The sequence below is a fragment of the Massilia sp. BHUDP2 genome (assembly GCF_046236355.1).
Classification (GTDB): Bacteria; Pseudomonadota; Gammaproteobacteria; order Burkholderiales; family Burkholderiaceae_D; genus Telluria; species Telluria varians.
On sequence record NZ_JBJUVW010000004.1, the window covers coordinates 381659 to 393979 of the forward strand.

Annotated in this window: 11 protein-coding genes and 1 riboswitch; of the genes, 4 read left to right on the top strand and 7 right to left on the bottom strand. The window is 67.2% G+C overall.

Features of this window, described 5'->3' with window-relative positions:
* Positions 1-24: 24 nt before the first annotated feature.
* From ACK6C6_RS23285 to ACK6C6_RS23295, 3 genes are all read right to left on the bottom strand, one after another.
* On the bottom strand, positions 25-1386 hold the full coding sequence (locus tag ACK6C6_RS23285) for an ATP-binding protein (RefSeq protein ID WP_409269528.1): 1362 nt from the start codon (positions 1384-1386) through the stop codon (positions 25-27).
* Complete coding sequence (locus tag ACK6C6_RS23290; RefSeq protein WP_409269530.1) at positions 1379-2041, bottom strand: response regulator transcription factor; 663 nt, start codon at positions 2039-2041, stop codon at positions 1379-1381. The genes ACK6C6_RS23285 and ACK6C6_RS23290 overlap by 8 nt, the downstream gene beginning before the upstream one ends.
* 86 nt (positions 2042-2127) lie before the next feature.
* Complete coding sequence (locus ACK6C6_RS23295) at positions 2128-3093, bottom strand: fasciclin domain-containing protein (RefSeq protein ID WP_209587837.1); 966 nt, start codon at positions 3091-3093, stop codon at positions 2128-2130.
* A 236-nt stretch (positions 3094-3329) separates the two neighbouring features.
* Between ACK6C6_RS23295 and ACK6C6_RS23300 the strand changes: the two genes are divergently transcribed.
* The 3 genes from ACK6C6_RS23300 to ACK6C6_RS23310 are packed head-to-tail and all read left to right on the top strand — an operon-like array spanning position 3330 to position 6462.
* Positions 3330-4541 (top strand): efflux RND transporter periplasmic adaptor subunit, encoded by a 1212-nt coding sequence (locus tag ACK6C6_RS23300; protein ID WP_409269532.1) that lies wholly within the window; start codon positions 3330-3332, stop codon positions 4539-4541.
* Between the two features lie 3 nt (positions 4542-4544).
* Positions 4545-5747 carry an ABC transporter permease gene (locus ACK6C6_RS23305; protein WP_409269534.1) on the top strand — a complete coding sequence of 401 codons (1203 nt, stop codon included), beginning with the start codon at positions 4545-4547 and terminating at the stop codon, positions 5745-5747.
* A complete protein-coding gene (locus ACK6C6_RS23310) occupies positions 5740-6462 on the top strand; it encodes an ABC transporter ATP-binding protein (RefSeq protein ID WP_209587834.1) in 723 nt (240 codons plus the stop codon). The genes ACK6C6_RS23305 and ACK6C6_RS23310 overlap by 8 nt, the downstream gene beginning before the upstream one ends.
* Here ACK6C6_RS23310 and ACK6C6_RS23315 read toward each other — a convergent pair.
* A complete protein-coding gene (locus tag ACK6C6_RS23315; protein WP_409269535.1) occupies positions 6459-7295 on the bottom strand; it encodes a metallophosphoesterase in 837 nt (278 codons plus the stop codon). The two genes, ACK6C6_RS23310 and ACK6C6_RS23315, sit on opposite strands and share 4 nt — an antisense overlap.
* A gap of 99 nt (positions 7296-7394) precedes the next feature.
* The gene (locus ACK6C6_RS23320) at positions 7395-9185 is read right to left on the bottom strand and encodes a S8 family serine peptidase (RefSeq protein WP_409269536.1); all 1791 of its coding nucleotides are present in this window, start codon (positions 9183-9185) and stop codon (positions 7395-7397) included.
* Positions 9186-9277: 92 nt separating this feature from the next.
* Positions 9278-9363: riboswitch (cyclic di-GMP riboswitch) on the bottom strand.
* Between the two features lie 403 nt (positions 9364-9766).
* Between ACK6C6_RS23320 and ACK6C6_RS23325 the strand changes: the two genes are divergently transcribed.
* Positions 9767-10495, top strand: coding sequence for a PEP-CTERM sorting domain-containing protein (locus ACK6C6_RS23325; RefSeq protein ID WP_409269537.1), 729 nt, complete (start codon positions 9767-9769; stop codon positions 10493-10495).
* Between the two features lie 56 nt (positions 10496-10551).
* On the opposite strand, the gene ACK6C6_RS23330 is transcribed toward ACK6C6_RS23325, so the two are convergent.
* Together ACK6C6_RS23330 and ACK6C6_RS23335 are read right to left on the bottom strand one after the other, a co-directional pair.
* Complete coding sequence (locus ACK6C6_RS23330; protein ID WP_209587831.1) at positions 10552-11025, bottom strand: adenylyltransferase/cytidyltransferase family protein; 474 nt, start codon at positions 11023-11025, stop codon at positions 10552-10554.
* A 15-nt stretch (positions 11026-11040) separates the two neighbouring features.
* Positions 11041-12228, bottom strand: coding sequence for a PilT/PilU family type 4a pilus ATPase (locus ACK6C6_RS23335; RefSeq protein WP_409269538.1), 1188 nt, complete (start codon positions 12226-12228; stop codon positions 11041-11043).
* Positions 12229-12321 lie beyond the last annotated feature (93 nt).

Here is a 12321-nt window from a genome sequence, read left to right on the forward strand (position 1 = left end):
CACCGGCCGGACATTAAACCGATCTTAAGATTGCGTCGCAGGCCAGTCGAGCGTCACGCCCAGCCCGCGCCCGCCCAGGCCCGGCCCGAAGGCGAGCTTGACGCCATGCAGGTCGGCGATGCGCTGGACGATCGACAGGCCAAGCCCGCTGCCGCCCTCCTCCTGCCCCAGCACCCGGAAGAAGCGTTCGGTCAGGCGCGCCCTGCTGGCGGCGTCGACCCCGGGGCCGTCGTCGCGCACGGCGATCCGGTCGCGGCCCGCATGGCGCAGGGCCTCGACCTCGACCCGGCTGCCGGCCGGGCAATAGCGCAGCGCATTGCCGACCAGGTTGCGCAGCACGATCTCCAGCATCTGCGGGTCGCCCTCGACCTGATCGATCGCGCTGTGCAAGGCGAGGTCGATGCCGCGCCGCGCCGCCTCCGGCGCATAGTCGGCGCGCAGCGCCGCGAACAGGGGCGGCAGCGCCACCGCCTGGCTCACCAGCTGGGTGCGCGCCAGCGGGTCCAGGCGCGCCAGCGCCAGCAGGCTGTCGACCAGCGCGGTCAGGCGCCCGATGTCATGGCGCAGCTTGTGGAAGGACTCCGCCAGGGCGGGATGCTGGCGCTGCAGCAGCTGTACGTGCATGTGCAGGCCCGCCAGCGGCGTGCGCAGTTCGTGGGCCGCATCGGCCGTGAAGCGGCGCTCGGCCTGCAAGGCCTGGTCGAGGCGGCCCAGCACCTCGTTCAGGGCGCCGACGATCGGCAGCAGTTCGCGCGGCTGGCCATCGAGCGCCACCCGCGCCAGGTCGCCCGGGGTCTTGGCGGCGATGCTGGCCGCGGTGCGGCGCAGCGGCGCCAGCACACGCCCGGTCAGCCACCAGCACACCAGCCCCAGGAGCAGGAGGATGCCGAGCGCCGGCAGCCACAGGGCCTCGGCCAGGTCTTCCAGGATCTCGAAGCGCTTGTCGGCGCGCTGGCCGACCTGCACCTCGAAGCGCCGCACCCCGTCGCGCACCACGAACACGCGCCAGTCGTCGCCGTCGACCCGCAGGTCGGCAAAGCCATGCTCGTCGTCGAAGCCGCCCACGAAGGGATGCGCCGGGGCGCCGGCGCTGCGCTGCACGACCCGGCCGCCGGCCACCACCTGGTACTGCATGTCGACCCGGCGCACCCCGTCCCCCTCCATCGGCGGCAATGGAGCCAGCAGGCCGCGCGCATCGAGGTCGGTGGTGGCCGCCATCAGCATATAGGCCGATTCTTCGAGCGCATCGTCGAACACCTCGCCGGTTTCCTGCCAGGCGATTGCGGTGAGGGTCCCGAGGCCGGCCAGCCACAGCACGCTGCTGGCGGCGAGGATGGCCGCCAGCAGGCGCCGGCGCAGCGACCACGGCCCGGAACGCTTACGCATGTTCCTTCAGCCGGTAGCCGAGGCCGCGCACCGTGACGATGCTGTCGCTGCCGAATTTCTTGCGCAGGTTGTGGATGTAGACCTCGATGGCATTGCTCTCGACCTCCTCGCCCCAGCCGTACAGGCTTTCCTCGATCTGGGCGCGGGTGACGATGCCGTTCCTGCGCTGCAGGAGCGCGAGCAGCACGTGGTATTCGCGCGCCGTCAGCGCCACCGGCTGGCCGTGCAGGCTGGCCTGGCGGGTCTCCAGGTCGAGCGCGATGCCGGCGTGCGCCAGCAGGTTGCTGGCCTGGCTGGCGCCGCGCCGCACCGCCGCCCGGATGCGCGCCGACATCTCCTCCAGCTCGAAGGGCTTGACCAGGTAGTCGTCGGCGCCGAGGTCGAGGCCCTCGACCCGGTCGGACAGCGCATTGAAGGCGGTAATCAGGATCACCGGCACGGTGTCGCCGGCCGCGCGCAGGTTTGCGAGCAAGTCGTCGCCCGAGAGGCCGGGCAGCCCGCGGTCGAGCAGCACGCAGTCGTAGCGGTGGGTCGCCAGGGCGGTGCGGGCCGAGTCGCCGCGGCGGACCCAGTCGACCGCGTGCCCGTCGAGCCGCAGCCAGGCCTGGATGGTGTCGCCGAGCGAACTGTCGTCTTCGGCCAGCAGGATGCGCATCGATGCCTTTCATCGTTTTATCGATATCAGGCATCTTGCCACGGATGGCGGGACGCCGTGCGCACGGCGCCCGGCCGATGCAATGCTTACAGGGTGGGGATCAGGACCTTGTCGACCACGTGGATCACGCCGTTGCTGGCCCTGACGTCGACCGCGGTGATGCGCGCCGCGACCGCGGTGGTATCGCGGATGGTCGGCGGCGTGCCCGCGGAGATCACGATGTTCTGGCCGGCGACCGTGGCGACCGGCGTGCCGAAGGGAATCTGCGTCGACAACACCTGGCCCGATACCACGTGATAGGTCAGGACGGTGCGCAGCTGGGCCGCAGTCAAGCCTTGCGGCGCGGCCGCGAAGGCGGTATCGGTCGGTGCGAACACCGTGAACGGGCCGGCGCCGGCGAGCGTGCCCTGCAGGTTGCTCGCGACCACGGCATTGACAAGCGAGCTGAAGACAGGATTGGCCTGGGCCATCTGCACGATGTTCAGCACGCCGGGCGGCACCAGCACCTTGTCGACCACGTGGATCACGCCGTTGCTGGCGCCGACGTTAGGGGTGGTGACGGTGGCGCTGGTGAGGGCGGCGTCGGTGATCTTCACGCCGCTGCTGAAGTCGAAGTTCAGGCGGCTCGGCGCGCCGGCATAGGTATAGGCGGTCTGCTGGGTAGCGCCGCCCGCGGCCAGGTCGCCGGAAGCCTTGCGGCTGGTCAGCACGTGGTAGTTCAGGATGTTCTGCAGCGCGCTGGCCGGCAGGGCATCGACCATCGCCGTCGCGCTGGCGAAGCCGAGCCGGGTGGCCAGGTCGCCGAATGCGCGGTCGGTCGGCGCGAACACGGTCAGCTGGGCGTTCGGGTCGGCCAGCGTGGTGGCGATGCCGGCCTTGCTCGATGCCGCCAGCAGCGCGGTGAAGCCCTGTTCGCGCGCGACGTCGGCGATGTTCTTCTGCATCGGAACCGGCGCCATATCGTCATCGTCGTCGCTGCTGCCGCATCCGGCCAGGCTGCCCGCGAAAGCAAAAACCACCAAGCCATATTTGAGGAAACCTTGCAGTGTCATGTCAGTTCTCCGGTTAAGTGATACATCCTGAATAAGTTGTATGCGCAAGCGGTTCACCATGATGTTTCTGCTTTAAATATAGGTTCACAATCGCGACGCACGCTTCAAATTTTGCTTAAAACCGGGTCAGCGAAGGGACATTGCTTGTCTATACCGGCTCATGGAATGGGGTTACTGCGCCGTCCCGCGGTCCTTCGTTTAGAATAAAGCTCATCAATTCCAACAAAAAGAATGCCGTGAAACGACGTCGACTGCTCGTCATTGCCTCCGTCCTGATCCTGGCTGCCCTGGCTTGGTGGCTGTTCCACGGCATGCGCGGGCTGGAGCTGGCCGCCTACCAGTTGCGCGAGCGGCCCATGGTGCAGACCGTGGTGGCCACCGGCCGGGTGGCGGCGGTCTCGCGCGCCCAGGTCGGCAGTCCGCTGACGGCGGTGGTGCTGGAGCGGCGCGTGCGCGAAGGCGACGCGGTGCGGCCGGGCGACGTGCTGGCGATCCTGCGCGCCGACGACCTCGAGGCGGCGGTGCGCGAAGCCGAAGCCGAGCTGGCCCAGCTGCAGCAGTCGACCCGGCCGCAGGCCCAGGCCAGCCTGCGCGAAGCCGAGGCGCGGCTGGCCCAGGCCAGCCGCGAAGCGGCGCGCCGGCGCGACCTGTTCCAGCGCCAGATGATCACGCGCGAGGCCATGGAACAGGCGGCACAGGCCGAAACCGTGGCCCGCATCGCGGCCGAGCAGGCACGCCTGGCCGCGCGTGCGCTGGTGCCGGGCAATCCGGGCGAACAGGCGGCGCGCGCGCGGCTCGCCAATGCCAGGGCGCAGCTGGCCAAGACCACCATCCGCGCCGAAGTCGCCGGCACCGTCCTGACCCGCAACGCCGAGCCGGGCGACCTGGTACAGCCGGGCCGCATCCTGTTCGAGATCGCGCGCGCGGGCGCCACCGAGATCCTGGTGCCGGTGGACGAGAAGAACCTCGAAGTGCTGGCCGTCGGCCAGGGCGCGCTCTGCGTCGCCGACGCCTATCCGCTGCAGCCCTTCACGGCCCGGGTCGATTTCATCGCCCCGGCCGTCGATCCCCAGCGCGGCACCGTGGACCTGCGCCTCGCGGTCGATCCGGCGCCCGCCTTCCTGCGCCAGGACATGACCGTCTCGGTGAACGTGGAAACCGGCCGGCGCGAGCGCGCCATCGTGGTCCCGAACGACGCCCTGCTTGCGGTGCAGGGCCGGCAGGCCGAGACCTGGGTGGTGGCGGACGGCCGGGCCGAGCGGCGCCGCGTCCAGCTCGGCCTGCGCGGCCTGGTCCAGACCGAGGTCACGGCCGGCCTGGGCGCCGGCGACTGGGTGCTGGCCGATCCACCCGCCACCCTGCGCGCCGGCGACCGGGTACGGCCGGCGCCGGCCGCCATGCCGGCCGACTCGGCCACCCGCAGGGAACTGCCGGCCAGGCTGGACTGACCCATGTGGCTCGAGTGGACCATCGCCACCCGCTTCCTGCGCGAAGGCCGGGCGCAGAGCATCCTGATCCTGGTGGGGATCGGCGTCGGCGTCGCCGTGATCGTGTTCCTGACCGCCCTGATCAACGGGCTGCAGGCCAACATCATCGACCGTACCCTAGGAACCCAGGCCCACATCAAGGTCCAGCCCACCGAAGAGCACAACCGGGTACTGCCGCCGGCGGCCGGCACCACCCAGCTGGTACTGGAGAGCAAGCGCGCCCAGCGCCTGCGCTCGATCAACAACTGGCAGGAAGTGCGCGACGTGCTCGACACCCTGCCGCGCATCACGGCGGTCTCGCCCCTGATCTCGGGGCCGGCCTTCGCGCGGCGCGGCGATGCGCTGGAGTCGGTGGCGCTGGTGGGCATCGATCCGCCGCGCTACCAGCGCATCATCCCGATCCAGCAGGACATCGTGGAAGGGGACTTCCGCATCGGCGCGGGCGACGCCGTGATCGGCAGACAGCTGGCCAGGGACCTCGGCATGCGGGTCGGCGACAAGCTGCGGCTCGATGGCGGCCAGGGGCGCGAGAGCGTGGTGAACGTGGCCGGGATTTTCGAGCTGGGCGTGCGCGAGCTGGATGCGCGCTACGTCTACCTGGACATGAAGCAGGCCCAGTCGCTGCTCGACCTGCCGGGCGCCGCCACCGTGATCGACCTGACCGTGGACGACATCTTCGCGGCGCGCGAGATCGCCGCGCGCACCGCCCGCCTGACCGGCCTGAAAGTGGAGAGCTGGATGGAGACCAATGCGCAGCTGATGAACGCGCTGCGCTCGCAAAGCCTGTCGACGCGGATGATCAGCACCTTCGTGGCCCTGAGCGTGGCCCTCGGCATCGCCAGCGTGCTGTCGGTCAGCGTGGTCCAGCGTACCCGCGAGATCGGGATCCTGCGCGCGATGGGCATCACGCGCGGGCAGATGCTGCGCGTGTTCCTGGTGCAGGGTGCCCTCCTCGGGCTGGCCGGTTCGCTGCTGGGCGGCGCCGCCGGCTACGCCCTGGTGGGCGCGTTCAATACCTTCGGGCCGAAGCTGTTCACCATCCCGCTCGATCCCGCGCTGCTGGCGGGCGCGGCGGCGCTGGCGACCGTGACCGGGATCGTGTCGGCGGCGGTGCCGGCGCGGCGCGCGGCGGCCCTCGATCCGGTGGAGGCGATTCGCCATGTCTGAACGCGATCCCGGGCGCGACGCCGGCCAGGAAGTGCTGCGCCTGGACGGCCTGCGCAAGAGCTACAACGTCGGCAAGCCGACCGAAGTCGAGGTGCTGCACGGTATCGACCTGCGCCTGGAGCGGCGCGACTTCGCCGCCCTGGTGGGCGCCTCGGGGTCCGGCAAGAGCACGCTGCTCAACCTGATCGGCCTGCTCGACCGGCCCACGGCGGGCGAGCTGTTCCTGCTGGGCGAGCCGACCAGCGCCATGGACGACGCCCGCCGCACTGCCCTGCGCGGCGGCAGCATCGGCTTCGTGTTCCAGTTCCACCACCTGATCCAGGCCTTCACCGCGCTGGAAAACGTCTTGATGCCGCTGATGGCCGTGGGCGGCAAGCCGACCCGCGCGCAGGCCGATCACGCCCGCGCCCTGCTGGAGCAGGTGGGACTGGCGGGCATGGAAGCGCGCAAGCCCGACCAGTTGTCGGGCGGCCAGCAACAGCGCGTGGCGGTGGCGCGCGCCCTGGTGACCCGTCCGGCCCTGCTGCTGGCGGACGAACCGACCGGCAACCTCGACAGCAAATCCGCCGCCGAAGTGTTCCAGCTGTTCCGCCGTTTCAACCGCGAGTTCGGTTGCGCGGTGCTGCTGGTGACGCACGATCCGCGCCTGTCGGAGCAATGCGACCGCACCATCACCCTGGTCGACGGCCGCATCGAGAGCGACAGGATCGCCTAGGCCGGCTTTTTTTCGGCCAGCATGGCCGCCACCATGGGCTGCGTACCCGCATCCCAGCGCGCCAGCAAGCGCTGCGGGCAGCGGCCGAAAAGCGTCGCCAGGGCGCCGTCTTCCCAGCGGTGCAGCGCGAAGGCCGGCTCGCCCTGCTCCACCAGCGGCCGGCCGTCCGGCTGCCCGGCCGCCATGGGCGCGAAGCCCAGGCTCAGGTCCGAGGACGAGGACGGGCAGGTCACGACCTGGCGTCCGCGCCAGAAAAACACGCCCGCCAGGTGCACATGGCCGGTGCAGATGCCTGCGACCTGCGCGCCCTGCAGCGCGGCGTCGAGGCGGGCGATCCAGTCCTGGCCCGGCCCCGGGTCGATCCAGGGGATGCCGACGTCGACGGGCGGATGGTGCAGGAAGAGCAGCAACGGCGCCCCCCGGCTGTCCTGCACGGCCTGGCGCAGCCAGGCGGCGCGCGCCTCGCAGAAGGCGCCGCCGTGGCGGCCCTCCTCGAGGCTGTCGAGGACCAGGACCTCCAGCCCGCCGAACTCGGCGCGGCCCTGCACGAAACCGTCCGCGTCGTGGCGCTCGCCGAACACGGCGCGGAAATGCCCACGATGGTCGTGGTTGCCCAGCGCGAAACGCAGCGGATGCGGCCAGCGCGCCAACGCCCCCTGCAGGTGCCGGTAGCTCTCGGGCGCGCCGTCGTCGGCCAGGTCGCCGCTCAGGACCAGCAGTCCGGGCTGCGGCTGCAGGGACAGGAGGTGATCCAGCACCCTGTTGAAACGCGCCAGGTTTGGATGGCCGGGGTCCGCGTGCAGGTGCAGGTCGGTGACTTGGGCGATCAGCATGCGGACTCCTGTCTGTCTAAGATCCGGCCATCTTGCCACGAAATGAAAAACGCCCGGGTCGATGCACCGGGCGCTGGAAGGACAAGCGACGATCGACGCTCAGCGGATCGTCACGCTCACGCTCGCGCTGCCGATATTGCCGGCGGCATCGCGCACTACCGCCTTGAGCGTGTGGGTCCCCACCGCCAGCTTGCGGGTGTTCCAGGTGTACGACAGGCTGCCGCCGCTGCCCTGCGCCACCACGACATTATTCACCAGCAGTTGCTGGGACAGCGCCGCGGCGCCCAGGTTGTCGCTCGCGCTCACGCTGACCTTGACGTTGCCCGAGACCGCGCCGGCCACCGGATTGAGGATGCTGACCGCCGGCGCGGTGGTATCCGTGCTCGAGGCTGGCACCGTGGTGGCGTTGGCGACGTTGACGGCTACGTTGGCCGAGCGGCCAACATTGCCGGCGGCGTCGTAGGCGACGGCGACCAGGTTGGCCATTCCGTTCGGCACGCCCGCCGAATTCCAGCTGAATCCGTAGGGCGCGCTGGTGTCGCTGGCCACCGTGGTGCCGTTGACCTGCAGGTCGACGCGCGTCACGCCGACATTGTCGCTGGCGCCGGCATCGACGGCCACCAGGCCGGAGACCGTGCTGCTGCCGAGCGGGGCCTGGATGGCGACGCTGGGCGCGCTGCTGTCCACGACCGGGGCGGCGGCCAGTGCGGCCTGCACCGCGGCGGCGGCATTGACCCGGCCATGGCCGAAGTAATTGTCGCGGCCGACGGCGCCCAGGTCCACGGCCGTCGAGTAGAGCAGGCTTTCGATGCGGCTGTTGGAGACGGTCGGCGCGGCGGCCATCATCAGTGCGGCCACGCCGGCGGCCACCGGGCTCGCATACGAGGTGCCGTTGACGGCGGCGTAGCTGTTGCCCATGCGGGTGGTCCAGATGCCGCTGCCGGGTGCGGTCAGCGTCACGAAGCTGCCGTAGCTCGACCAGCTGGCGCGGTTGTCGTTGCTGTCGGTGGCGCCGACCACGATCATGGCGCTGTTGGGAGCATAGCCCTGGTCGGTACCGGTGTTACCGGACGAAACGAAGACCAGGCCGCCCTTCGACTTCATGTAGTTCGCCGCGCTGGTCACCGACGAGCTGGTGGTCACGCCGCCATAGCTGACGTTGGCGACGCGGGCGCCGTTGTCGGCAGCGTAGATCAGGCCGCTGGCGACGGTGCTGTAGGCGGCATAGCAGCCGCCGTCGGTGGCTTTCTTGTAGGCGACACGCACCGGCATGATGCGCGCGCGACCTGCGATCCCGGCCACGCCGATGGCATTGTTGTTGACCGCCGCGGCGGCGCCCGCGACCGAGGTGCCGTGGCCGCAGACGTCGGCCAGGTTGGTGTTCGCATCGTAGACGTTGTAGCCGCCGACGAGGTTCGGCGCCAGGTCCGGATGGGCGGCGTCGATGCCCGAATCGAGGATCGCGATCGTCACGCCGCTGCCCTGCGCCATGTCCCAGGCAGCGTTGGCGCCAATCTTGCCGACGTGCCAGGCGCTGCCGATGTAGGGGTCGTTCACCGCGAGCGTGCTCGGCACCAGGCGATCCTGCTCGGCCGATTTCACGTGCGGGTTGTTCTTCAGGCGCGCCAGCACGGCCTTTTCGGAGGCATTGGCCGGCAGGTCGACGATGTAGATGCCGCTCTGGCCGAGCTTGTAGCGCTTGTGGCCGGGCGTTTCGATCATCTTGCCGAGCGAATCGGTCGTGACGCCGTCGCGGACTTCGACCAGCATGCGGCCCTTGACCAGCAGCTCATCGCCGGGTTGCGCGGCTACGGCGGAAAAGGCGGCGCTGGCGCCGAGCACGGCGAGGGTCAGGGTGCGCAGCACGAAAGGGATGTGAATGAAATTCATGGCATTTCCTGTTAAGTGTTCCGAACAGGACTGCCGCATGAACGCACGCCTCCGCACCGGACCGCACGGCGGAGCCCGGGAAGCGTACTTGCTCTGGCAGTCCTGCCGTCATGGGGCCTGCGCCCGGTAGACCGTGACTTTGCGTCCCGCGCTTTCGCGCGGTTTGCCTTTTTCAGTTCGTAAATATTAGTTGATTTAATTCCGCAAGGCAACATGCAGACGTCGCATTTTTGATTTAAAGAAACCTTTGACGTCTTTAAGCAAATGACAAGACGATTGTCTGACAAGTAAAATTGTTGCTTCTATTTAAACATAGAATTAATTCTTGGCAATATTATCTGTTTATTCAAAGAATTTGCATTTATACGAATATTGTCGACGGATTTGACACTTTCAGGCCGTAATTCCTTCCCCGCCTTTTTAAGTATTTGAATTTGCTGTAAATACTAATTCTGGTATGAATCCTGCATGAACCAGATGTGATACTGAAAAGTTGTGGTTAATCAATTACTTATCAGGTCAACACTTGCTTCCTCTGGAGCAGGATTTCATATGGGAATGTTTTGTCACTGAAAGGAATAATGATGAAACGGAATATATTAAAACAACTATTCATTGCCGCAGCCCTGTCCGGTATTTGCATGTCGAGTCAGGCGGGCATTATCCAGGCCCCGCCGCCAAACACGACAGTTGATCTGGACGGCACGGGATTTGGCAATGTCAATTCGATGCTTTCCTTGAAGCCGAAGGCGAATGGCACGAGCGCGACAGGAAGCGTGGCCTGGTCCGGGACGCAAGACCTTGCTACGGGCGATGTTTCTTCAGATGGTAATAACAAGAATGCGACCTATTCGTTCGGTGAACTCGGCATTACCGATGCCGCCAGCCTGCTGTTGGTTTTCAATCCCAACGAGCCAGGCAATACGGACACCAATGGCATTACGATCAACTCACTGATCCTGTCGGTGTATTCCGGGAGCGGCGCGTTCCTGTACTCGACCAGTCTGGCCGCGCCAGTCACCTATACGTCGACCCCAACCGGAAACGGCAGATCCGGATTTGGCTTCATCCTGGATGGTGATGGCATCGCGGGCGTTAATGGGGTACTCAGTGCCAACAATCGCATTGGCCTGACGGCCTCCTTGCTGAATGCGCAAGGTAGCGCCGACAACTTCTTCGGCATCGCATTGGAAGGCGAAGGCGGCGGCACCGATGTGCCGGAACCAGGCAGTGTTGCGCTGCTGGGTCTTGGCCTGGCTGGCATGACGGCCTTGCGCCGCCGCAGCCGCAAGGCGAAAGCGTCCGCATAGAGCCCGGCATGGGTGGCCGTCACGCCAACGGGCGGCCGCCCATCGCAGCTGAGCGTTCAGCCGCGGATTTTTGCCACCAGCTTGGTCGTCGAGCGGTCATGCTCGAAATCGACCGCCACCGCCCGCCCGCCATAGGCCAGCACCGCCTGCCCTTCCGGAATCTTCGTCATGTCGTAGTCGCCACCCTTGGCATAGATGTCCGGGCGGCTTTCGAGCACCACCTCGAGCGCGGTGTCCTCGTCGAAGTCCACCACCAGGCTCACCGATTCGAGTGCCGCCAGCACCGCCATGCGGTCCGCCAGGGTGTTGTGCGGGCGGTCGTCGCCCTTGCCGAGGCGCTTGACCGAGGCGTCGGTGTTGGCGGCCACCACCAGCGAGCCCCCCAGTTCGCGCGCCTGCGCCAGGTAGGTCACGTGGCCGCGGTGCAGGATGTCGAATACGCCGTTGGTCAGCACCACCGGCTTCGGTAATTGGGCGATACGCTGCGCCAGCTCGGCGCGCGTGCAGATCTTGTTTTCGAATGCAGGCATAAGGCTTGTAAAAAATCAGGTGGTAGTGGGTGCGTCGTCTTCCGGTTCTTCCTCGATCGCCATCGACAGCTCGGTGGCCCTGCCTGCGCTGCCGTCCGGCCCCTTGCGCTCGCCCGAGAGCTTGATCTGCAGGCGCAGGCCGTTGGCCGAGTCGGCGTTGCGGATCGCTTCATCGTAGCCGATGTAGCCCTTGTTATAGAGTTCGTACAAGGCCTGGTCGAAGGTGCACATGCCGAGTTCGCGCGACTTGTGCATGATCTCCTTGATGTTCTGGAAATTCCCTTTCAGGATCATCTCGCCGATGGTCGGGGTGTTCAGCAGGATCTCGATGGCCGCCTTGCGGCCCTTGCCGTCCTCCGTGCGGATCAGGCGTTGCGAGATCACCGCGCGTAAATTGGACGACAGGTCCATCAGGAGCTGGTTGCGGCGCTCTTCCGGGAAGAAGTTGATGATGCGGTCCAGGGTCTGGTTGGCATTGTTCGCGTGCAGGGTGCCCAGGCACAGGTGGCCGGTCTCGGCGAAGGCGATCGCGTGCTCCATGGTCTCGGTGTCGCGGATCTCGCCGATCAGGATCACGTCCGGCGCCTGGCGCAGCGTGTTCTTCAGGGCGTTGTGCCAGGAATGGGTATCCACGCCCACCTCGCGGTGCGTGACCAGGCAGTTCTTGTTCTTGTGGACGTACTCGACCGGGTCTTCCACGGTGATGATGTGGCCGGCCGAGTTGCTGTTGCGGTAGTCGATCATCGCCGCCAGCGTGGTGGACTTGCCGGAACCGGTGCCGCCGACCACCAGCACCAGGCCGCGCTTGGTCATCACGACGTCCTTCAGCACGTCCGGCAGGTCGAGCTTCTCGAAGTTCGGGATCTCGGAGGCGATCGTGCGCACCACCATGCCCACGCTCTGCTGCTGCACGAAGACGTTGACGCGGAAGCGGCACACGCCGGGGAGCGAGATCGCGAAGTTGCACTCCATCTCGGCTTCGAATTCGAGACGCTGGCGCTCGTTCATCAGGGACAGGGCCAGCGCGCGCGTGACCTCGCCGGACAGGCGCTGCTGGCTCAGGGGCTTCATGGCGCCCTGGTGCTTCATGCTGGGCGGGAAATCGCTGGAGATGAACAGGTCGGAGCCGCCCTGGTGATGCATGACCGTCAGCAGCTTGTGGATGTAGGCCTGGGCTTCCGCCGGACCGAAGGTGGACGACATGGGTACCTCGCGTAAACGCAGGCGGAAATCCTGCCCGGCAATTATATCGACTATGATGAGGGGGTGATGAAATCCTGGCTGACTAAATGCCAA

Excerpts from the sequence above, each read along its gene's own strand:
- ACK6C6_RS23285 (WP_409269528.1), bottom strand. The coding sequence starts at position 1,386 with ATGCGTAAGCGTTCCGGGCCGTGGTCGCTGCGCCGGCGCCTGCTGGCG.
- ACK6C6_RS23290 (WP_409269530.1), bottom strand. The coding sequence starts at position 2,041 with ATGCGCATCCTGCTGGCCGAAGACGACAGTTCGCTCGGCGACACCATC.
- ACK6C6_RS23295 (WP_209587837.1), bottom strand. The coding sequence starts at position 3,093 with ATGACACTGCAAGGTTTCCTCAAATATGGCTTGGTGGTTTTTGCTTTC.
- ACK6C6_RS23305 (WP_409269534.1), top strand. The coding sequence starts at position 4,545 with ATGTGGCTCGAGTGGACCATCGCCACCCGCTTCCTGCGCGAAGGCCGG.
- ACK6C6_RS23310 (WP_209587834.1), top strand. The coding sequence starts at position 5,740 with ATGTCTGAACGCGATCCCGGGCGCGACGCCGGCCAGGAAGTGCTGCGC.
- ACK6C6_RS23315 (WP_409269535.1), bottom strand. The coding sequence starts at position 7,295 with ATGCTGATCGCCCAAGTCACCGACCTGCACCTGCACGCGGACCCCGGC.
- ACK6C6_RS23320 (WP_409269536.1), bottom strand. The coding sequence starts at position 9,185 with ATGAATTTCATTCACATCCCTTTCGTGCTGCGCACCCTGACCCTCGCC.
- ACK6C6_RS23325 (WP_409269537.1), top strand. The coding sequence starts at position 9,767 with ATGATGAAACGGAATATATTAAAACAACTATTCATTGCCGCAGCCCTG.
- ACK6C6_RS23330 (WP_209587831.1), bottom strand. The coding sequence starts at position 11,025 with ATGCCTGCATTCGAAAACAAGATCTGCACGCGCGCCGAGCTGGCGCAG.
- ACK6C6_RS23335 (WP_409269538.1), bottom strand. The coding sequence starts at position 12,228 with ATGTCGTCCACCTTCGGTCCGGCGGAAGCCCAGGCCTACATCCACAAG.